The organism is Mitsuaria sp. MSU3D, assembly GCF_056867975.1.
In genome coordinates this window covers 4,799,875-4,821,279 of record NZ_CP200314.1, presented here as the reverse complement: position 1 = coordinate 4,821,279, position 21,405 = coordinate 4,799,875, and the positions used below count along the sequence as shown (strand labels likewise).

The 21,405-nt window shown below is 66.2% G+C and carries 20 protein-coding genes; 15 read left to right on the top strand and 5 right to left on the bottom strand.

Translation table 11 applies throughout. From position 1 onward, the window contains the following. Positions 1–9: 9 nt before the first annotated feature. The 3 genes from gatB to gatC are packed head-to-tail and all read right to left on the bottom strand — an operon-like array spanning position 10 to position 3,256. Positions 10–1,464 (bottom strand): Asp-tRNA(Asn)/Glu-tRNA(Gln) amidotransferase subunit GatB, encoded by a 1,455-nt coding sequence (gene gatB / locus AC1VNM_RS21175; protein WP_483108199.1) that lies wholly within the window; start codon positions 1,462–1,464, stop codon positions 10–12. 5 nt (positions 1,465–1,469) lie between these two features. Continuing rightward, positions 1,470–2,960 (bottom strand): Asp-tRNA(Asn)/Glu-tRNA(Gln) amidotransferase subunit GatA, encoded by a 1,491-nt coding sequence (gene gatA, locus AC1VNM_RS21170; protein ID WP_377159144.1) that lies wholly within the window; start codon positions 2,958–2,960, stop codon positions 1,470–1,472. Next, positions 2,957–3,256, bottom strand: coding sequence for an Asp-tRNA(Asn)/Glu-tRNA(Gln) amidotransferase subunit GatC (gene gatC / locus AC1VNM_RS21165; protein ID WP_377159145.1), 300 nt, complete (start codon positions 3,254–3,256; stop codon positions 2,957–2,959). The genes gatA and gatC overlap by 4 nt, the downstream gene beginning before the upstream one ends. Before the next feature lie 308 nt (positions 3,257–3,564). Here gatC and AC1VNM_RS21160 point away from each other — a divergent pair, with 308 nt between their 5' ends. Genes AC1VNM_RS21160 through rodA form a run of 5 tightly spaced genes read left to right on the top strand, consistent with a single transcriptional unit; the run spans position 3,565 to position 9,423 of the window. Then, positions 3,565–4,608 carry a rod shape-determining protein gene (locus tag AC1VNM_RS21160; RefSeq protein WP_067280645.1) on the top strand — a complete coding sequence of 348 codons (1,044 nt, stop codon included), beginning with the start codon at positions 3,565–3,567 and terminating at the stop codon, positions 4,606–4,608. Between the two features lie 55 nt (positions 4,609–4,663). Continuing rightward, complete coding sequence (mreC, locus tag AC1VNM_RS21155; protein WP_431100728.1) at positions 4,664–5,644, top strand: rod shape-determining protein MreC; 981 nt, start codon at positions 4,664–4,666, stop codon at positions 5,642–5,644. Beyond that, a complete protein-coding gene (gene mreD / locus AC1VNM_RS21150) occupies positions 5,641–6,162 on the top strand; it encodes a rod shape-determining protein MreD (protein ID WP_377159147.1) in 522 nt (173 codons plus the stop codon). The genes mreC and mreD overlap by 4 nt, the downstream gene beginning before the upstream one ends. 22 nt (positions 6,163–6,184) lie before the next feature. Further along, entirely contained in the window at positions 6,185–8,272 is a 2,088-nt protein-coding gene (gene mrdA / locus AC1VNM_RS21145; RefSeq protein ID WP_483108198.1) for a penicillin-binding protein 2, read from the top strand. Next, a complete protein-coding gene (rodA, locus tag AC1VNM_RS21140; protein ID WP_377159149.1) occupies positions 8,269–9,423 on the top strand; it encodes a rod shape-determining protein RodA in 1,155 nt (384 codons plus the stop codon). The genes mrdA and rodA overlap by 4 nt, the downstream gene beginning before the upstream one ends. A gap of 30 nt (positions 9,424–9,453) precedes the next feature. On the opposite strand, the gene AC1VNM_RS21135 is transcribed toward rodA, so the two are convergent. Both AC1VNM_RS21135 and AC1VNM_RS21130 read right to left on the bottom strand, forming a co-directional pair. Continuing rightward, positions 9,454–10,959: a sensor histidine kinase gene (locus tag AC1VNM_RS21135; protein ID WP_483108197.1), complete on the bottom strand. Its 1,506-nt coding sequence runs from the start codon at positions 10,957–10,959 to the stop codon at positions 9,454–9,456. A gap of 71 nt (positions 10,960–11,030) precedes the next feature. Beyond that, positions 11,031–11,702, bottom strand: a complete 672-nt coding sequence (locus AC1VNM_RS21130) for a response regulator (protein WP_091730277.1) — start codon at positions 11,700–11,702, stop codon at positions 11,031–11,033. Between the two features lie 318 nt (positions 11,703–12,020). Here AC1VNM_RS21130 and recA point away from each other — a divergent pair, with 318 nt between their 5' ends. From recA to AC1VNM_RS21080, 10 genes are all read left to right on the top strand, one after another. Then, complete coding sequence (recA, locus tag AC1VNM_RS21125; protein WP_431100723.1) at positions 12,021–13,067, top strand: recombinase RecA; 1,047 nt, start codon at positions 12,021–12,023, stop codon at positions 13,065–13,067. A gap of 15 nt (positions 13,068–13,082) precedes the next feature. Next, entirely contained in the window at positions 13,083–13,646 is a 564-nt protein-coding gene (locus AC1VNM_RS21120; protein WP_483108196.1) for a regulatory protein RecX, read from the top strand. A 438-nt stretch (positions 13,647–14,084) separates the two neighbouring features. After that, positions 14,085–15,245 (top strand): ADP-forming succinate--CoA ligase subunit beta, encoded by a 1,161-nt coding sequence (gene sucC / locus AC1VNM_RS21115; RefSeq protein ID WP_483108195.1) that lies wholly within the window; start codon positions 14,085–14,087, stop codon positions 15,243–15,245. Between the two features lie 27 nt (positions 15,246–15,272). Then, complete coding sequence (gene sucD / locus AC1VNM_RS21110) at positions 15,273–16,166, top strand: succinate--CoA ligase subunit alpha (RefSeq protein ID WP_297524421.1); 894 nt, start codon at positions 15,273–15,275, stop codon at positions 16,164–16,166. A 192-nt stretch (positions 16,167–16,358) separates the two neighbouring features. Next, positions 16,359–17,090 (top strand): TerC family protein, encoded by a 732-nt coding sequence (locus AC1VNM_RS21105; RefSeq protein ID WP_483109314.1) that lies wholly within the window; start codon positions 16,359–16,361, stop codon positions 17,088–17,090. Positions 17,091–17,174: 84 nt separating this feature from the next. Next, positions 17,175–18,179, top strand: coding sequence for a serine/threonine-protein kinase (locus tag AC1VNM_RS21100; RefSeq protein WP_483108194.1), 1,005 nt, complete (start codon positions 17,175–17,177; stop codon positions 18,177–18,179). After that, positions 18,176–18,970: a Stp1/IreP family PP2C-type Ser/Thr phosphatase gene (locus AC1VNM_RS21095; protein ID WP_377159154.1), complete on the top strand. Its 795-nt coding sequence runs from the start codon at positions 18,176–18,178 to the stop codon at positions 18,968–18,970. Before AC1VNM_RS21100 ends, AC1VNM_RS21095 begins: the two co-directional genes overlap by 4 nt. A 40-nt stretch (positions 18,971–19,010) precedes the next feature. Beyond that, a complete protein-coding gene (locus AC1VNM_RS21090; protein WP_377159155.1) occupies positions 19,011–19,667 on the top strand; it encodes an FHA domain-containing protein in 657 nt (218 codons plus the stop codon). Positions 19,668–19,908: 241 nt separating this feature from the next. Beyond that, entirely contained in the window at positions 19,909–20,691 is a 783-nt protein-coding gene (locus tag AC1VNM_RS21085) for an MBL fold metallo-hydrolase (RefSeq protein WP_483108193.1), read from the top strand. A gap of 287 nt (positions 20,692–20,978) precedes the next feature. Then, entirely contained in the window at positions 20,979–21,398 is a 420-nt protein-coding gene (locus AC1VNM_RS21080) for a pilin (RefSeq protein WP_483108192.1), read from the top strand. Positions 21,399–21,405: the final 7 nt, after the last annotated feature.

Genomic DNA, 21,405 nt, shown 5'->3' with positions numbered 1-21,405 from the left:
TTCACACGCTCAGGCGCCGAGCTTCTTCTTCAGCAGCTCGTTGACGGTGGCCGGATTGGCCTTGCCCTTGGCCGCCTTCATCGCCTGGCCGACCAGCGCGTTGAACGCCTTCTCCTTGCCGGCGCGGAATTCCTCGACCGACTTGGCGTTGGCGGCGAGCACCTCGTCCAGGATGCGCTCGATCTCGCCGGTGTCGTTGGACTGCTTCAGGTCCTTGGCGTCGATGATCGTGTCGACATCGGCGCCCTCGCCCGTCCACAGCGCCTCGAACACCTGCTTGGCGGAGTTGTTGTTGATCGTGCCGTCATGGATGCGCTTGATCAGCGCGCCCAGTTGCGCGGGCGTCACCGGCGCGCTGTCGATGCTGCGTTCCTCGCTGTTGAGCCGGCGAGAGACCTCGCCCATCACCCAGTTCGCGACCAGCTTCGGCGCGCCGCAGAGGTCGCGCGCGGCCTCGTAGAAACGCGCCGTCGCCAGGCTCTGCGTCATCATCGTCGCGTCGTAGGCGGGCAGGCCGTCGGCCTCCTGGAAACGCGCGGCCATCACGGTCGGCAGCTCGGGCATCTCGCCGCGCACGCGATCGACCCACTCGGCCGAGATCATCAGCGGCGGCAGGTCCGGGTCAGGGAAGTAGCGGTAGTCGGCCGCGTCTTCCTTCGTGCGCATCGAGCGGGTCTCGCCGGTGTCCGGGTTGTAGAGCACCGTCGCCTGCTGGATCTCCAGGCCGTCCTCGATCTGGTCGATCTGCCAGTTGACCTCGTAGTTCACCGCGTCGACCAGGTAGCGGAAACTGTTGAGGTTCTTGATCTCGCGACGCGTGCCGAAGGGCGCGCCGGGCTTGCGCACCGAGACGTTGACGTCGCAGCGGAACGAGCCCTCCTGCATGTTGCCGTCGCAGATGCCCAGCCACATCACCAGCGCGTGCAGCGTCTTCGCGTATTCGACGGCCTCGGCGCCGGAGCGCATCTCGGGCTCCGAGACGATCTCCAGCAGCGGCGTGCCGGCTCGGTTCAGGTCGATGCCCGACTGGCCGTGATAGTCCTCGTGCAGGCTCTTGCCGGCATCCTCTTCCAGGTGGGCGCGAGTGAGCTTCACGACCTTCTTCTCGTCGCCGACGAAGAACTCGATGTGGCCACCCTGCACGACGGGAATCTCGTACTGGCTGATCTGGTAGCCCTTGGGCAGGTCCGGATAGAAGTAGTTCTTCCGCGCGAAGATCGACAGCGGCGCCACCTTCGCGCCGACGGACAGGCCGAAGCGGATGGCACGCTCGACCGCGCCGCGGTTCAGCACCGGCAGCGTGCCGGGCAAGGCCAGGTCGACGGCGCTGGCCTGCGTGTTGGGGGCCGCGCCGAACGCGGTCGACGAGCCGCTGAAGATCTTCGATTCGGTCGAGAGTTGGACGTGGTTCTCCAGGCCGATGACGACCTCGTAGCCCCGCACCAGTTGACTGTTCTTGCTCATGACGTTCACACCCCCGCCGGATGCTGGCGATGCCAGTCGGTGGCCTGCTGCAGCGCGTGCGCGGCGTGGAGCAGGGTGCCTTCCTTGAAGTAGTTGCCCAGCAGCTGCAGGCCCACGGGCATGCCGCCCTCGCCGCTGCCCACCGGCACGCTCATGCCGGGCAGGCCGGCCAGCGAGCCGGGCAGCGTGAAGATGTCGGCGAGGTAGGCCTTCACCGGATCGTCCGCGCCCTCGCCCTGCTTCCATGCGACCGTCGGCGCCACCGGGCCGGCGATCAGGTCACAGTGCTGGAAGGCCTGCTGGAAGTCGTCCGCGATCATGCGGCGCAACTTCTGCGCCTGCAGGTAGTAGGCGTCGTAGTAGCCGTGCGAGAGCACGTAGCTGCCGATCATGATCCGGCGCTTGACCTCGGCCCCGAAGCCTTCGGCGCGGGTCTTCTCGTACATGTCGATGAGGTTGCCGTAGTCCTTGGCGCGGTGCCCGAACTTCACGCCGTCGAAGCGCGACAGGTTCGAGCTCGCCTCGGCCGGGGCGATGATGTAGTAGACCGGGATCGCGAGCTCGGTGCGCGGCAGCGACACGTCCACCAGCGTCGCGCCCAGCTTCTCCAGCTCCGCCAGACCGGCGCGAACGGCGCCGTCCACGTCGGCGGACAGCGCCGCCGGGAAGAACTCCTTGGGCAGGCCGATGCGCAGGCCCTTGAGCGGCTGCGTGGCGGTCGCGCCTTCACGCGGCGTCAGCATCTGCGCGCTGAAGTCCTGCGGCGGCTGCTGGACGCTGGTGGCGTCGCGTTCGTCGAAGCCGCTCATCGTCGACAGCAGCAGCGCGCAGTCCTCGGCCGAGCGCGCGAACACGCCGGCCTGGTCCAGGCTGGACGCGAACGCGATCATCCCGTAGCGCGAGCACACGCCGTAGGTCGGCTTGATGCCCGTGATGCCCGAGAAGCTGGCCGGCTGGCGGATCGAGCCGCCGGTGTCGGTGCCGGTCGTCGCGGGAACGAGGCAGGCGGCCACGGCGACGGCCGAGCCGCCCGACGAGCCGCCCGGCACGCGCGTGCGGTCCCAGGGGTTCAGCGCCTTGAAGTAGGCGCTGTTCTCGTTGGCCGAGCCCATCGCGAACTCGTCGCAGTTCAGCTTGCCCAGCGAGACCGTGCCAGCGGCGTTCAAGCGCTCGACGACGGTGGCGTCGAAGGGGCTGAGGTAGCCCTCGAGCATCTTCGAGCCGGCCGTGGTCGGCATGTCGCGGGTGACGAAGATGTCCTTGTGCGCGAGCGGCACGCCGATCAGCGCGCCCGCTTCACCGCTGGCCAGCCGCGCGTCCGCGTCCTTGGCCCGGGCGAGCGCGTAGTCCGCGTTCACGTGCAGGAAGGCGCCGAGATCCTTCGCCGCGGCAACACGCGCAAGCAGATGTTGCGTCAGTTCGGTGCTGGAGACCGTCTTGGCGCGCAAGGCGCGGCCGAGCTCGGCCACGCCGAGGTGGTGGAGGGGCGTGGTCATTCGATGACTTTCGGGACCAGGAACAGGCCATCCTCGACGGCGGGGGCGCTGCGTTGGTTGAGTTCGCGCTGGTCGGTTTCGGTGACGCGGTCCTCGCGCAGCCGCAGGGCCACTTCCTGGACCGCCGACAGCGGCGTGTAGAGGGGGTCGACACCGCTGGTGTCGACCGCGCTCATCTGCTCGACGATCGAGAAGAAGCCATTGAGCTGCGGCAGCAGCGCGGCCTGCTCGTCGCCGGAAAGTTCCAGCCGGGCCAGTTTGGCGATCCGGCTGACGTCGTCGTGGGTGAGTGCCATGGAGATTGAAACGCTTACGGATGGCTTGCAGACGGGCCAAACCAGGGGGTGATCAGTTATTATCCCCGCTTATCTCCATGAGCCGAGGCTGCCAGTGCAGCCTCGTTCCTTATGGCAAGGAATCTCGCTCGCGCGGACGCCGCCGGTCCGCGCGGTTACCCGACCCGAACCGCCCCGAATCGCAGCCGCCCGGACAGAACGCAGACGAACGCCGCTTGATGCCGTCGAATGCCGCCGATTGCGTGTAGTTCGACGTTGACCAGCGGCTCCAGGTGCCGAAGCGTCTTGTCCAGGTCTTGCCTACACACATGTTCGCCTCCCTGCGCCGCTATTTCTCCACCGACCTCGCCATCGACCTGGGCACCGCCAACACGCTGATCTACGTCCGCGGAAAAGGCGTGGTGCTGGACGAACCGTCCGTCGTCGCCATCCGCCACGAAGGTGGCCCGAACGGCAAGAAGACCATCCAGGCCGTCGGCCACGAAGCCAAGGCCATGCTGGGCAAGGTGCCCGGCAACATCGAGGCGATCCGCCCGATGAAGGACGGCGTGATCGCCGACTTCGTGGTGACGGAGCAGATGATCAAGCAGTTCATCAAGATGGTGCACGACACCAAGCTGCTGCGTCCGTCGCCCCGCATCATCATCTGCGTCCCCTGCGGCTCCACGCAGGTCGAGAAGCGCGCGATCCGCGACGCCGCGCTGGGCGCGGGCGCCTCGGAGGTCTACCTGATCGAGGAGCCGATGGCGGCCGCGATCGGCGCGGGCCTGCCGGTGTCGGAAGCGTCGGGCTCGATGGTCATCGACATCGGCGGGGGAACGACCGAGGTCGGCGTGATCTCGCTGGGCGGCATGGTCTACAAGGGCTCGGTCCGCGTCGGCGGCGACAAGTTCGACGAGGCCATCATCAACTACATCCGCCGCAACTACGGCATGCTGATCGGCGAGCCGACCGCGGAGTCCATCAAGAAGAACATCGGCTCGGCCTTCCCCGGCTCCGAGGTCAAGGAGATGGAAGTCAAGGGCCGCAACCTCAGCGAAGGCGTGCCGCGCAGCTTCACGATCTCGTCCAACGAGATCCTGGAAGCGCTGACCGACCCGCTGAACCAGATCGTCTCGGCCGTGAAGAACGCGCTGGAGCAGACCCCGCCGGAGCTGGGCGCCGACATCGCCGAGCGCGGCATGATGCTGACGGGCGGCGGCGCGCTGCTGCGCGACCTGGACCGGTTGCTGGCCGAGGAAACCGGCCTGCCGGTGCTCGTGGCCGAAGACCCGCTGACCTGCGTCGTGCGGGGTTGCGGCATGGCCCTGGAGCGCATGGAACGCCTGGGTTCGATCTTCACGAACGAATAAGTGGATGCGGCCTCAGATGGCCGCTTTGCGTTGAATCTCCTTCGCTGAGATCTTCATGCCTCTCGGCACCCTCGACCGCAATCCACCGCCGCTGTTCCGCGAAGGCCCGTCAGCATTGACGAAGCTGGCCTTCTGCGCGGCATTGGCGGTCTTCCTGATGGTGGCGGACTCCCGCTTCCAGGTCACGGCGCCCGCACGCGCGGGGCTGGCGCTCGCGCTGCATCCGCTGCAGCGCGCGCTGCTGGCGCCCGTCGATGCCTGGGAGCAGGCCGGCGACTACGCCCGCGGCATGGAGAAGGCCACGGAGGCCGAGAACCAGGCCCGGCAGCAGCTCGCCTCGCAGGCGGTGATCCTGAGCCGCGCGGCGCAGCTGCAGGCCGAGAACACGCGCCTGCGCGCGCTGCTCGAGCTGCGCGAGGCACTGCCGGTGAAGGGCCTCGCCGCCGAGGTGCTCTACGAGGCGCCGGATCCCTTCTCGCGTCGCATCATCATCGACCGCGGCGGCCATGGCGGCGTGCGGCTCGGCGCGCCGGTGGTCAACGATGCCGGCGTGCTCGGCCAGGTGACGCGGGTCTATCCGCTGTCCGCCGAGGTGACCCTGCTGACCGACCGCGACGCCACCATCCCCGTGCTCAATACGCGTACCCAGCAGCGCGGCGTCGCCTATGGCGGCGAGCGCGGCGTGATGGAGCTGCGCTTCATCGCCGCCAACGCCGACATCAAGCCCGGCGACGCGCTCGCGACGTCGGGCCTGGACGGGCTCTATCCGCCGGGCCTGCCGGTGGCGAAGGTCGCCGAGGTCGAACGCCGCGGCGACACCAGCTTCGCTCGCGTCGGATTGGCGCCGATCGCGCAGCCCGACAGTGCGCGCCACGTGCTGGTGCTGGAGCCGCTGGAAGGTCAGGAGTCCGCCCGCACCGAAGCCGCGCAGGAAGCGGCCAGCGCCGCGATTGCCGCCGCCGCTGAAGCCGCCAGCAGACCGGCGCGCGGCCGCGCGGCATCGGCCGCGTCCGCGCCGAAAGGAGGCACACGATGATCATGCCCCGTGGCGCAAGCCAGCTGCTGTTGCCCGCCAACCCCCTGTTCATCGCGTTCAGCCTCATCGTCGGGCTGCTGATCGACATGGTCCCCGTCGGCCGGCAACCCTGGATGCCGGACGTGCTGGCGCTGGTGCTGGTGTTCTGGAACGTCCATCAGCCGCGTCGCGTCGGCGTCGGCTGGGCCTTCGTCTTCGGCCTGATGATCGACGTCCACCACGGCGCGCTGCTCGGCCAGCATGCGCTGGCCTACAGCCTGCTCGCCTTCGGTGCCGTCGCGCTGCACCGCCGGCTGCTGTGGTTCACGCTGGGCGCGCAGGCACTGCACGTGCTGCCGCTGTTCGTGCTCGCGACAGCGATCGCCGTCATCGTCCGGCTGATCGTCGGCGGCATGTGGCCGGGTTGGAGCCTCTTGCTGGCGCCGCTGCTGCAGGCGGCCTTGTGGCCGATCGCCGCGGCGCTCCTGCTCGCGCCTCAGCGCCGCGCGCCGGATCCCGACGCGCACCGCCCGCTCTGAGGGTGCCGGGAACAAGCCCGCGATGACGGTCATCAAGAACCTCCAGGCGGAGCTGAGCCGCTTCCGGCTGCGGCTGTTCGCGGCGGCGGCGTTCGTGCTGTTCTGCTTCGGCCTGCTCGTCGCACGCCTCGTCTACCTGCAGATCACGCAGCACGATACGCTGCTCGAGCGCGCCGAGACCAACCGCGTTTCCGTCGTCCCCATCGTGCCCAACCGGGGCCTGATCGTGGACCGCAACGGCGTGGTGCTGGCGAGCAACTACTCGGCCTATACGCTGGAGATCACGCCGTCGAAGGTGCCGGACCTTGAACGTACGATCGACGCGTTGTCCGCCGTCATCGACATCCAGCAGCGCGACCGCCGGCGGTTCAAGCGGCTGATGGAGGAAAGCAAGAACTTCGAGTCGCTGCCCATCCGCACCAAGCTGACCGACACCGAGGTGGCCCGTTTCGCCGCGCAGCGCTTCCGCTTCCCCGGCGTGGACATCAAGGCCCGGCTGTTCCGCAGCTATCCGATGGGCGACATCGGCGCGCACCTGCTGGGCTACATCGGCCGCATCAACCAGGCCGAGAAGAAGGCGATGGACGACTGGTCGGAAGAGGACGTCGCCAACTACCGTGGCACCGAGTACATCGGCAAGCTCGGGTTGGAGCAGGCCTATGAGCGCGAACTGCACGGCCAGACCGGGTTCGAGGAGATGGAGACCAGCGCGGGCGGCCGCGCGGTGCGCCGCCTGCGCAACCGCCCGCCGACGCCTGGCAACACGCTGCACCTGTCGGTCGACATCAAGCTGCAGGCACTGGTGGAGCGGCTCTTCGGCGACCGACGCGGCGCGCTCGTCGCGATGGATCCGCGCAACGGCGAGGTGCTGGCCTTCGTCTCCAAGCCGACCTTCGATCCCAACCTGTTCGTCGACGGCATCGACGCGGACAGCTGGCGCGAGCTCAACGAGGACATCGACAAGCCGCTGCTGAACCGTGCGCTGCGCGGCACCTATCCGCCGGGCTCGACCTTCAAGCCGTACATGGCGATGGCGGCTTTGAACACGGGCAAGCGGGCCGCCAACGTGGTGATCCAGGACAACCTGAACTTCAGCTTCGGCGGCCGTGTCTTCGGCAGCGCCACCGGCGACCGCGCGGGGCCGAAGGACATGCGGCTGGCGATCGTGACGTCGTCGAACGTCTACTTCTATTCGCTGGCCAACGAGATGGGTGTGGACATGATCCATGACCAGCTCGAACCTTTCGGCTTCGGCCGCAAGACCGAGATCGACCTCCAGGGCGAGGTCACCGGCCTGCTGCCCAGCACCGAATGGAAGCGCCGGGCATTCAAGCGGCCCGACCAGCAGAAGTGGTACGCCGGCGAGACGATCTCGCTGGGCATCGGCCAGGGCCAGAACAACTTCACGATGCTGCAGCTGGCGACTGCGATGTCGACGCTGTCCAGCGGCGGCGAGCGTTACCGGCCCAGGCTGGTGCGGGAGATCGAGGACGTCGTCAAGCACGCGCAACGGCGCGTGGCGAGCGATGCCTTGGCGCCGCTGGCGCTGCGCAAGGCGGACGTCGACGTGATCCGCAACGCGATGCACGACGTGACGCTGGAAGGCACGTCGCGCGCGGTGTTCGCGGGCGCGCAGTACCAGAGCGCCGGCAAGACCGGGACGGCGCAGGCGGTGGGCCTGCGTGCCGGCCAGACCTACAGCAGCATCAAGGCGGACGAGCGCAAGCGCGATCACTCGTTGTACATCTCGTTCGCGCCTTACCAGGCGCCGACCATTGCGCTGGCCTTGATCGTCGAGAACGCGGGCTTCGGCTCCGAGTCGGCCGCGCCGATCGCACGCCGCGTGTTCGACTACGTGCTCACCGGGACTTACCCGAGCGAAGAGGACATCGCCAAGGTGCGGGTCGGCCAGGTCGGCGCGCCGATCGGCACGCCGCGCCGCGTCGAAGACATTCCGCTGCCCAACGCCGCCGCCAGCGCGCCGGAGGCGGCGGCCTCGGCGGTCGCCTCGCCCGCCTCTGCCCCTTCGCGGGCCTCCGCGCCTTCGGCGCCGGCCGCGCCCGTCGCGCGGGCCGCCGCGTCGCGTCCCACCCAGGGAGCCTCACGATGAGCGCCGTCTTCAGCAAACCCAGCCTGCTGCAACGGGTGAAGCCGCTGTTCCAGGGCTTCGACATCCCGCTGCTGCTTGCGATGGCCTGGCTCATGGGCCTGGGCCTGATGTGCATGTACTCGGCGGGCTACGACCACGGCACCCGTTTCGTCGATCACGCCCGCAACATGGTGCTGGCCATGGGCGTGCTGTTCGTCACTGCGCAGGTGCCGCCTCAACGGCTGATGCAACTCGCGTTGCCGCTCTACGCCGTCGGCGTGACCCTGCTGGTGGCGGTGGCGCTGTTTGGCATCACGAAGAAGGGCGCGACCCGCTGGCTGTACGTCGGCACGCAGATCCAGCCGTCGGAACTGCTGAAGATCGCGGTGCCGCTGATGCTGGCCTGGTGGTTCCAGAAGCGCGAAGGCCAGTTGCGGCTGCCCGACTTCGTCGCCGCCTTCATCCTGCTGGTGGTGCCGGTCGGGCTGATCGCGAAGCAGCCGGATCTGGGCACGTCGCTGCTGGTGCTGGGCGCGGGCCTGTACGTGATCTTCTTCGCCGGGCTGTCGTGGAAGCTGATCATCCCGGCCCTGGTGCTGGCCGGCGCGGGCATCACGGCGCTGGTCTTCAGCGAGGACCAGATCTGCCAGCCCGACGTGAAATGGGTCGTGCTGAAGGACTACCAGAAGGACCGTGTCTGCACCTTGCTGGACCCGACGAAGGACCCGCTGGGCAAGGGCTTCCACATCATCCAGGGCGAGATCGCGATCGGCTCCGGCGGCGTGACCGGCAAGGGCTTCATGAAGGGCACGCAGACGCACCTGGAGTTCATTCCGGAACGGACGACCGACTTCATCTTCGCGGCCTACGGCGAGGAGTTCGGACTGATCGGAGCGGCGGGACTGCTGATCGGCTTCACCGCGCTGATCCTGCGCGGACTGGCGATCGCGCACGAGGCGCCGACCTTGTTCTCGAGACTGCTCGCGGGGGCGATCACGTTGAGCTTCTTCACCTACGTGTTCGTGAACATGGGCATGGTCACCGGCATCCTCCCTGTGGTGGGGGTGCCGCTGCCGTTCATCTCCTATGGGGGAACGGCGATGGTGACGCTGGGCTTGTCGCTCGGGATGCTGATGTCCATCGCCAAGAGCCGGGGCGGGACGCAGCGCTGAGCGGGCGGCGGCTCCCGGTGGCGGAAGCGGTCAGGAGCCGGCGTTCTGCAGCGGGTGCGCGGCGAACCGGACCGTGAATCGCGCGCCCGGCCCTGCGCCTTCCGATTCCGCCTGTCGACGCGCTCGCGTGTCATCGACCGCAATCTCCGCTTCATGCTGCTGGACGATCTCGCGCACGATCGCCAGCCCCAGTCCGGAGCCGTCGACGTTGGTGCCCAGCGCGCGGTAGAACGGCTGGAAGATCTGCTCGCGTTCCGACTCGGCGATGCCCGGTCCGGAGTCTTCCACCTGCAGCACGCAGACCTGTCCGAACGGGTCCTCGACCACGCGCACCGTGACCGTTCCGTCACTCGGCGTGTAGAGCAGCGCGTTGTCGACGAGGTTGCGGATCAGCTCGCGGATCAGCAGCGGATGCCCGCTGATGCGCAGCCCGGCCTGGCTCGCTTCCGGTCCCTCGTAGCCAAGGTCCAGCCGCTTCTCCATGGCCCGCGGCACGAAGTCGCGCACGGTCTCGATCGCCAGCACGGCGAGGTTCACTTCGCTGCGCCGGGCGGCGTGCTCCTGGTCCTCGGCGCGGGCCATCGCCAGCAGCTGGTTGACCATGTGCGCCGCGCGCTGACTCGATACCGCGATCTGCTTCAGCGATCGGCGCAGCTCCGCGGGTGAGCTGCGTCCCTCGTCGATCTCGCGCTGCGCCAGCTCGGCCTGCGTGCGCAGCCCCGCGAGCGGCGTCTTCAGCTGATGCGCGGCGTCGGCCAGGAAATGCTTCTGCGACCGGATCGACTGGTCGAGCCGCTCCAGCAGATCGTTGATCGCCTGCACCAGCGGCGCGACTTCGTCGGGGATGCGCTGTTCGTCGATGGGGCTCAGGTCCGAGCTGTCGCGGGAGCGGATGCGCCGCTGCAGGTCGTTCAGCGGCGCGATCCCGCGCGCCAGTGCCAGCCACACCAGCAGCACCGCCAGCGGCAGGATCACGAACTGCGGCAGGATGACGCCCTTGATGATCTCGTTGGTCAGCCGCGAGCGCTTGCCCAGCGTCTCCGCGACCTGCACCAGCATCATCCGGTCGCTGCCCGCCATCCCCTCTGGCACCACCCACAGGTAGGACACGCGCACCGCCTCGTTGTTGATCTCGTCGAACCGGCGATTCACCTCCCAGGGAACGATCGGCGGCTCGACCTCGGGCACCGGCAGCAGCGCATCGCCGCTCAGCAGCTCGCCGCGCAGGCCCAGTACCTGGTAGTAGACGGTGTCGGATTCGTCCGCGCGCAGCAGGGCGGCGGCCTCGGGCGCGAGCGCGTAGCGCGACCGGCCGCGCCGCGCCGCCGCATCGCCGGGCCCGGGCTCGGTCACGACCTGCAGGCCGAGCGTGCGCGCCATCTCGTCGAGCTCACGGTCATAGGGCTTGTTGGCGATGCCCTGGGCCACCAGCCAGGTCAGTGCGACGCTGATCGGCCAGATGACCAGCAGCGGCGCGAGCATCCAGTCGAGGATCTCGCCGAACAGCGAGCGATGGCCGGTGGAATCAGTCGCCATGACGCGCACCGTGGGTCAGGCGTCCGCGCGGAGCTGTCCCGCGCCTCGCGCGGCCAGGCCCACGCGACCGCTCAGCCGGGAATCTTCTCAAGGCAGTAGCCCAGTCCGCGCACCGTCGCGATGCGGATCGGGCCCTGCTCGATCTTCTTGCGCAACCGATGGATGTAGACCTCGATCGCGTTGTTGCTGACCTCTTCGCCCCACTCGCACAGGCGCTCGACCAACTGGTCCTTGCTGACGAGGCGGCCGGCGCGCTGCAGCAGCACTTCCAGCAGCGACAGCTCGCGCGCCGAGAGTTCCACCATCTGGTCGTTGATGTAGGCGACGCGTCCCGTCGCGTCGAAGGTCAGCGGACCGTGGCGGATGACGCTCGAGGCGGTGCCCAGGCCGCGGCGCGTGAGTGCGCGCACGCGGGCTTCGAGCTCCTGCAGCGAGAACGGCTTGGCCATGTAGTCGTCGGCGCCCAGGTCCAGGCCCTTGACGCGTTCCTCGATGCTGTCGGCCGCGGTCAGGATCAGCACCGGCACGGAGGATCCTCGTGCGCGCAGCCGCCTCAGCACCTCCAGGCCGTGCAGCTTGGGCAGGCCCAGATCGAGGATCAGGAGATCGAATTCATGCGAGGCCAGCGCGGCATCCGCCTCGCTGCCGCTGCCGACCTGATCGACGGCGCAGCCCGACGCCCGCAACGAGCGCAGCAGGCCGTCGGCCAGGACCTGGTCGTCTTCGGCGATCAAGATGCGCATGTGTCGTCCCCTCTGGTTATGGAGACATTCTAGGGAGCGGCCTGCTGGTGTTCCCTAGGCGTTTCCGAGGCGTTCGCTCGGCATGCGTCGGGCGTGGCGACTCACACCGACGACAGCGCGGCGTGGGGATGACTCCCACCGAAGGCGGAAAAAGGTGGGAACTGCGACGGCTGGCTCATCCAGTGAGCCATCTGGTGCTTAGGATGCCTACATCGACCCGTTGCCGGCACCGCAAAGCGCATCCGGCCGCTTCGACAAAGTACTGTACAGATATACAGATTGCGCCATAATCCGCCGCAGCCAACAGGAGAAGATTGCATGGACGCCCCCGTGAAGAACGCCAACACCGAAAAAGCCAAGGCCCTGCAGGCCGCCCTCGCCCAGATCGAAAAGCAGTTCGGCAAGGGCTCCATCATGCGGCTGGCCGAAGGCGAGAAGATCGAGGACATCCAGGTCGTCTCCACCGGCTCCCTGGGTCTCGACATCGCGCTGGGCGTCGGCGGTCTGCCGCGCGGCCGCGTGGTCGAGATCTACGGTCCTGAATCCTCGGGCAAGACCACGCTGACGCTGCAGGTCATCGCCCAGATGCAGAAGCTGGACGGCGTGTGCGCCTTCATCGACGCTGAACACGCGTTGGATGTCCAGTACGCGCAGAAGCTGGGCGTCAACCTGCAGGAACTGCTGATCAGCCAGCCCGACACCGGCGAACAGGCCCTGGAGATCGTGGATTCGCTGGTGCGCTCGGGGTCTGTCGACCTGATCGTCATCGACTCGGTCGCCGCGCTGACGCCGAAGGCGGAACTCGAAGGCGAGATGGGCGATTCGCTGCCCGGCCTGCAGGCCCGACTGATGAGCCAGGCGCTGCGCAAGCTGACCGCCACCATCAAGAAGACCAACTGCACCGTCGTCTTCATCAACCAGATCCGGATGAAGATCGGCGTGATGTTCGGCAGCCCGGAAACGACCACCGGCGGCAACGCGCTGAAGTTCTACGCTTCTGTGCGCCTGGACATCCGCCGCATCGGCTCGATCAAGAAGGGCGAGGAAGTCATCGGTTCCGAGACCAAGGTCAAGGTCGTCAAGAACAAGGTGGCGCCGCCGTTCAAGACGGCGGAGTTCGACATCCTCTACGGCGAAGGCATCAGCCGCGAAGGCGAGATCATCGACATGGGCGTGGCCGCCAAGATCGTCGAGAAGGCCGGCTCCTGGTACGCCTACAGCGGCGAGAAGATCGGCCAGGGCAAGGACAACGCGCGTGAGTTCCTGCGCGAGAACGCGGACCTGGCGGTCGAGATCGAGAACAAGATCCGCGAATCCCTGGGCATCCCCCTGTTGGGCGCAACGCCCGGCGGCGACGCCGAGTAAGCGCGGGGCTTTCGCATGACCCCGCCCGACGGTCGGCGGGGCCGAGCCTCGCAGCCTCTGTCGCTGAAGGCTCGCGCGATTGCGCTGCTCGCGCAGCGCGAGCACAGCGCGATGGAGCTGCGACGCAAGCTGCTGCGCATCGCGCGTGATCGGCAAGCCGAAGCCAGCGAGGCTTCGGAACCGAGGGGCGACGAATTCGCGGATGAAGCCGGGTCGAAGGACCTGGACGACGAAGTCGACGCGGTACTCGATTGGCTCAAGGCCAACGCTTATCTCGACGAGTCGCGGTTTGTCGAATCCCGCATCCACGTACGCTCTCAGCGCTTCGGTCAGCGACGTATCGAGCAGGAGCTCGCCCAGCATGGGCTCGCTTTGGACGCGGAACAGCGGTCGACACTTGTGGCCGGCGAATTGGATCGCGCCTGCGAATTGCTTCGGCGCAAGTTCGGTGATGGCCCCGCCCTCGATGCAGCGGCGCTAGCCAAACGCCTGCGTTTCCTCATCGGACGGGGATTCGGTTCGGATCTCGCGCGCCGGGCGGTCCGACGCGTCGCCGAGGGCAGCGATGCCGATGCGTGAAGCGCGCGTCGGACCGGTCACTGGTCTTGCCGCCTGAATGAGCGACAGGGGCTGAAACTCCCCGAAACTTCGTGCGTCATGAGCACCTTGCGGCGCGCTGACAAGCCCACGCCAGTGCGCGTCTCAACCGCGCCAAGGGCTTGATGCAACGCAGCATGCTACATTTTCGGCTTCGCAAAACAGCCCGCCGGCGTTCGTCCGCGGGCGTGTTTTCGCGTGTTTGCATCGGTTTTATGTCTTCCTCCGCCTCCCCCGAGCGCCATCCGCCGCATCATCGTCGCTCCGTCGACGTGCGGTCCTATGGTCGCGACGACGGGTTCCTTGTCGCGGAGACCCGGTTGAATCCGGCGTTGCAAACCTCCTCTCCACGCCGGCACCGCGGAGCGCCCGCGGCACTGGCAGCCTCTTCCTGATTCATCCATCAAGCGAGACCTCCCTATGAAGATTCACGAGTACCAGGGCAAGGAAATCCTGCGCCAGTTCGGCGTGCCGGTGCCGCGCGGCATTCCCGCGTTCACGGTGCAAGAGGCGGTCGAAGCCGCGCAGAAGCTGGGCGGCCCGGTCTGGGTGGTCAAGGCGCAGATCCACGCCGGCGGCCGCGGCAAGGGCGGCGGCGTCAAGCTGGGCAAGAGCCTGGACGACGTGAAGGCGCTCTCCGAGCAGATCCTGGGCATGCAGCTGGTCACGCACCAGACCGGCCCGGTCGGCCAGAAGGTCCGCCGCCTGTACATCGAAGAAGGCGCGGACATCAAGAACGAGCTGTACATCTCGCTGGTGACCGACCGCGGCACGCAGAAGGTCGCCTTCATCGCGTCGAGCGAAGGCGGCATGGACATCGAGGAAGTCGCCCACTCGACTCCCGAGAAGATCATCACCGAGTACATCGATCCGCTGACCGGCATCACGGCCGAGCAATCGAAGAAGATCGCCGCGGCCATCGGCCTGAGCGGCGCTTCGGTGGATCAGGCCGTCGACCTGTTCGCGAAGCTGTACAAGTGCTACATGGACACGGATGCGTCGCTGGTTGAAATCAACCCGCTGAACTGCGATTCGAAGGGCAACCTGATCGCGCTGGACGCGAAGTTCAACTTCGACGCCAACGCCCTGTTCCGTCACCCGGAAATCGTCGCCTACCGTGACCTGGACGAAGAAGACGCGGCTGAAATCGAAGCCTCGAAGTTCGACCTGGCCTACATCTCGCTGGACGGCAACATCGGCTGCCTGGTGAACGGCGCCGGTCTGGCGATGGCCACCATGGATACCATCAAGCTGTTCGGCGGCGAGCCGGCCAACTTCCTGGACGTGGGTGGCGGCGCCACCGCCGAGAAGGTCACCGAAGCCTTCAAGATCATGCTGAAGAACCCCGAGGTGAAGGGCATCCTCGTGAACATCTTCGGCGGCATCATGAAGTGCGACACCATCGCCGAAGGCGTGATCACGGCCTGCAAGGCCGTCAACCTGAACGTCCCGCTGGTCGTCCGCATGAAGGGCACCAACGAGGAGCTGGGCAAGAAGATGCTGGCCGAGTCCGGCCTGCCCATCATCGCCGCCGACACCATGGCCGAAGCCGCGACCAAGATCGTCGCCGCCGTCAAGTAAGCCGAAGACCCAGCCAAGGAATACGACATGAGCATCTACATCAACAAGGACACCAAGGTCATCACCCAGGGCATCACGGGCAAGACCGGTCAGTTCCACACCCTGGGCTGCCAAGCCTACGCCAACGGCAAGAACGCGTTCGTCGCGGGCGTGAACCCGAAGAAGGCGGGCGAGAAGTTCTCGGACATCCCCATCTACGGCACCGTGAAGGAAGCCGCTGCCCAGACCGGCGCCACCGTGTCGGTGATCTATGTGCCGCCGGCCGGCGCCGCCGCCGCGATCTGGGAAGCCGTCGAGGCCGATCTGGACCTGGCGATCTGCATCACGGAAGGCATCCCCGTCCGTGACATGCTGGAAGTGCGCAACAAGATGAAGGCCAAGGAACTGGCTGGCGGCAAGAAGACGCTGCTGCTGGGCCCGAACTGCCCCGGCCTGATCACGCCCGACGAGATCAAGATCGGCATCATGCCCGGCCACATCCATCGCAAGGGTCGCATCGGCGTGGTCTCGCGCTCGGGCACGCTGACCTATGAAGCGGTGGCGCAGCTGACTGAAATCGGCTTGGGCCAATCCTCGGCAGTCGGTATCGGCGGCGACCCGATCAACGGTCTGAAGCACATCGACGTGATGCAGGCCTTCAACGACGATCCGGACACCGACGCCGTCATCATGATCGGTGAGATCGGTGGCCCGGACGAGGCGGAAGCCGCCCGTTGGTGCAAGGCCAACATGAAGAAGCCGGTGGTCGGTTTCATCGCGGGTGTGACCGCGCCTCCCGGAAAGCGCATGGGCCACGCTGGCGCGCTGATCTCCGGCGGTGCCGACACGGCCGATGCCAAGCTCGCCATCATGGAAGAGTGCGGTTTCACCGTGACGCGCAACCCGTCGGAAATGGGCAAGCTGCTGAAAGGCCTGCTGTAAGTAGCAGGAAAAACCTGATGCCAGGAGCTGTTGCTGCGTAATTTCACGCACTGCGGTTCCTGGGGGCGGGCGCGGACAATCCAGCCGTACCCCCCAAACAAATGAAGGGGCCCATGGGGCCCCTTCATTCGTTTGCCCTCCAACGCTTTAGACTGGGCTCTCGTTGCGCGAGGCCCGGCGCGGGTTCCCTACATGGACATGCTCACCAGCCCCGAGTTCTGGCTCGCCGTCGGCCAGATCATCCTGATCGACATCCTGCTGGGTGGCGACAATGCCGTCGTCATCGCGCTTGCCTGCCGCAAGCTGCCACCGAATCTGCGCACCAAAGGCATCCTTTGGGGCACCGCAGGTGCCATCGTGCTGCGCGTTGTGCTGATCTTCTTCGCGCTGACCCTTCTCAAGCTCCCGTTCCTCAAGCTGGTAGGCGGCGTGTTGCTGCTGTGGATCGGCATCAAGCTCCTGATCCCGGAAGGCGAGGACGACCACTCGAAGATGGAGGCGAGCGACAAGCTCTGGGGCGCGGTGAAGACCGTCATCATCGCGGACTTCGTGATGAGCCTGGACAACGTCATCGCGATCGCCGGCGCTGCTGAAGGCGCGGGCGGTCAACATCAGATGCCGCTGGTGATCTTCGGCCTGTTGGTGTCGATCCCCATCATCGTCTGGGGTAGCCAGCTGGTGATCAAGCTGATGGACAAGTTCCCGATCGTGATCACGCTGGGCGCGATGCTGCTGGGTTGGATTGCCGGCACGATGGTGGTGACCGATCCCGCGCTCAATGCCTGGGTGCCGATGCAAGCGGGCAGCAAGCCCGGTACGACGGAAGTGCTGCCGCAGGTGTATTACGCCCTGGGTGTCGGCGGCGCGCTGTTCGTCCTGCTCGTCGGCAAGCTGCTGGCCGCGCGCCGTCCGGCGCAAGCCTGACGAAAGGCCTGTCATGTCATGAGCGCCTCCGGCTTCCTGAAGAGACTTCTGGGCCGAGGCGCATCTGACGATGGGAGTCTGGGCGTGTCCGACACCTTGCCGACGACGCAGCCGATGCCGCGATCGGCGGCTGTGGCGCTGGACGACTACGACATCGGCGAGGAAGTTGGCCGGGGTGCGATGGCCGTCGTTCATCGGGCTGTCGACCGCCGTAGCGGCCGGACCGTCGCCATCAAGCGCCTGGCGCTGCAACGTGAGTTTGCGGCGGAGGACCTGATCGACGTTCGCGACCGCTTCATGCGTGAAGCGAGCGCGGCCCGGCATCTGGATCATCCCGACATCCTGCGCGTGCTTGACGCTGGCGAATGCGCTGGCGAGACCTGGATCGCGATGGAATACGTCGTGGGGCAGGATCTCAGCCACCACACGCGGCCTGGCCAGCTGCTGCCCTTGCGCGAGGTACTGCTGCTCGCCGCGCGCCTGGCGCGGGCGCTCCAGTACGCCCATGGTCACGGGGTCGTACATCGCGATATCAAGCCCGCCAACGTCATGCTGGAACGGGAATCCGGCAGCGTGAAGATCATGGACTTCGGCATTGCTCGTGTCGCCGATGGCAGTCGGACGCGGACGGGATTGGTCCTGGGTACGCCGTCCTACATGTCGCCGGAACAACTGGCCGGCCTGCAAGTGGATGGTCGCAGCGACCTCTACTCGTTGGGCGCGATGCTGTTCCAGCTGTTGACCGGCCACCTTCCGCATCAGACGGAGTCGATGGCGACGCTGATGCACCAGATCATGAATCAGCCGGCAGCGGATGTCCGTCGTCTTCGGCCTGAGTTGCCCGAGTCGCTGGCCATGGTCGTGGCGTTGGCGCTGGAAAAGCGTCCCGAATTGCGCTACCAGCGCGGCGACACGCTGGCCCAGGATCTGGAGGCGGTGCTGGCTCAGATTCCAGTGGAACTGGCCAATAGCACGGGTGCCACACCCCCCCCACCGGCGGGACAGGCATTCGAGCAAACTTTGCGGCTACAGTCCCAGGGCGCAGTGCACAATCCCCTTCCCCCAGCCGATCCCGCCAGCAAGACATGACCCTGGAGTTCTTCAGCGCCACCGATACCGGTCGTGTGCGCGACAACAATGAAGACTCGGTCGCCCTGGAACCGGGCGTCGGGCTCGCGGTGCTTGCCGACGGTATGGGGGGGTATAACGCGGGGGAGGTCGCCAGCCAGATGCTGACGACGTTCATCAAATCGGAGTTGGGTCGATGGCTGGCCGAGTCTGGCCAGCATGCGACAGACATCGATGTGCGACGGGCGATGGACATTTGCGTGGACAACGCCAACCGCGCGATCTTCAACGCCGCCAACACCAATCCGCGCTATGCGGGGATGGGGACGACGCTGGTGCTGGCGGTCTTCCGGGAACAGAGCCTGTTGCTCGGGCATGTGGGCGATTCGCGGGCCTATCGCTATCGGGAAGGCCAACTTGTCCAGCTGACGCGTGACCATTCGTTGCTGCAGGAACAGATCGATGCAGGTCTACTGACGCCAGAGGAAGCCGTCTTCAGCAGCAACAAGAATCTGGTCACGCGAGCCGTTGGCGTCGAGGATACGGTGATGCTGGAGGTGCATCAGCACGAGCTGCTGCCCGGGGACCAGATCCTGCTGTGCAGCGATGGCCTGTCCGACATGGTCGATGACGCCAGCGTGGCACAGGTGCTGCAAAGCCACAATGATCTGCCTGAAGCAGCGCAGGCGCTGGTGGACACGGCCAATGATCTCGGTGGCAAGGATAATATTGCGATCGTTCTGGTTCGCGCGGAAAGTCGCACCAAGCCATGGGCGTGGTGGCCATTCAGTCGCAACAATGGGCGCCGTTGAGGCGGCCCTCTACAAATAAAGACAGGACTCGAGGTCAAGCATGGGCAAGCTGGTGGTGTCGCTCGACGGCGTGGTGATCAAGGAAGTGCAGATCACCAAGGACAAGACCACGCTCGGCCGGCGGCCGTACAACGACATCGTCATCGACAACCTAGCGGTGAGCGGCGAACACGCCGTGCTGCAGATGGTCGGGGCGGATGTGTTCATCGAGGACTTGAACTCGACGAACGGCACGTACATCAACGGCAAGGCGATCAAGAAGCAATTGCTGTCGCACAGCGACGTGATTGAGGTCGGCAAGTACAAGATCAAGTTCCTGCTCGAGGACAACGGCGACTACGAGAAGACGATGATCCTGCGGCCCGGCACTGCGCCGAGCAGCGGTTTCGGTCTGCCTTCCTCGTTCGGTGGGCTGGGTCCGGCGCCGGTGTCGACCGCGCCAGCGGCGATCAAGGTGCTGAACGGACCTGCGGCGGGCCGCGAGGTCTCCCTCACCAAGGTCGTGACGACGGTGGGCAAGCCGGGCGTGCAGGTGGCGTCGATCACCAAGAGACCGAGCGGCTATGTGTTCGCGCACGTCGAGGGTGGCGCCCGGCCAGTGGTGAATGGCGCGCCGTTGACGGCCGAATCGGTCCCCCTGAAGAACGGTGATGTGATCGAACTGGCTGGTACGCAGATGCAGTTCGTGCAGGCCTGATCGGTCCGTCTCGATACGAAGGGGGCCCGCAGGGCCCCTTTTTGCTGCCCGGTCGGTGATCCGGCGGCGTGGTTTAGGCGCACCATCCTGTATCGAGATGATTCGGTGCTGTCGGGCGAACACCTACACGCGTGCAGGTTTTCACGGCATGGCGGCGGGGTCGCGTAAGCGACGGCAATAAACCTTCGAATCGAGGATTCGGCGCTTAGCGCCACACGAGGGTGCCTCTACAGTCTTCCGCATGAAGATTCGCGTGCTTGGTTGCGCTGGCGCCCTGGCGGCCGGCTACAGGACCACTTCCTTTCTGCTCGACGACGATGTGCTCATCGACGCCGGCAGCGGCGTGGCTGAGCTCACCGTGGACGCGATGGCCAAGGTGGACCACATCCTGGTGACGCATTCGCATCTCGATCATGTTTTGGCGATCGGCTTGCTAGCCGATACGGTCCAGCGCCGACGCGCGCAAGCTGGTCGTCCCCCGGTCAAGGTACACGCGCTGCCCGAGACTCTGCAGGCACTGCGCGCACATGTCTTCAACGGCGTGATTTGGCCCGACTTCACGCGCCTCCCGTCGCTGGAACGGCCGGCTCTGACCTTCCATGAGTTTGCGGTGGGTGACCATCTCGATCTGGGCGGTGGCCGCCGGATCGAAGTAATCAGCGCGGCGCACACCGTACCGGCTGTGGGATTCGCAGTCGATGGCGGCGCATCGGGTCACTGGGTCTTCACTGGCGACACCGGCCCGAACCCGGCGCTCTGGCGGCGCCTGTCGGAAATCAAAGTGGCGCATCTGATCATCGAGTGCGCCTTCGGCGACGACGAGTGCGGTCTGGCCGGCATCAGCAAGCACCTGTGCCCGACGACGCTTCGGGATGAACTTGCAAAACTTGGCGGTGCAATCGACGTGCACATCACCCACATCAAGCCAGGTGAACGCGCGGCGGTGATGGACGCGGTCATGGGCCTGCGTACGACGCACAGGATTTCGGCGTTGGAGAACTTCCAGGAGTTCACGTTGGCTTGATGTCTTCTTGCCGCGTTCTCGCCACTTGCAGCCCGCGCCGGAGGTCCGCCGCGGGCTGCGTCGCTTCTGGATCGCCGGATCTTCGCGTCTGCGTGATCTGACAAACCTTGTCAGCGTCGGAAGAGGTGACAAATCTGGGCGGGCGGCCTGACAAAAAACGTCACTTGAAGCCATGCCTGACTCCGCCAGTCCGTGATGTCGTGCACTAATCAAGGAAAGAAGCGGCTGGCACGAGCCCTGCGTACATCTGCTTCGTCTCTACCCCACTTCTTCTCTTTGGAGTTTTTATGAAGCGCGTTCAACAAGGTTTCACCCTGATCGAACTGATGATCGTCGTGGCGATCATCGGTATTCTGGCTGCCGTGGCTCTGCCGGCGTATTCGGACTACATCAAGAAGACGAAGGTCTCGGAAGTGATGATCGCCGCGACGCAGCCGAAGGCCAACATTCAAGAGTGGGCCTCGGTCAAGGGCGCGTTGCCTGGCGCTGCCGATATCGTCATTCCGGTCCCGACCAGCTCGTATGTGAGCGCTGTCGCTTGGGACGGCGCCGCTATCACCGCCACTGCCAAGGGCACGGGCGACGCATTGATCGATACCCACAAGATCACTCTGACGGCTGCCGGCGGCACTGCTGCGGCTGAACAAGTGACCTGGACCTGCAGCAGCGACATCGACAAGAAGTACTTGGCTGCTTCCTGCAAGTAATTCGGTC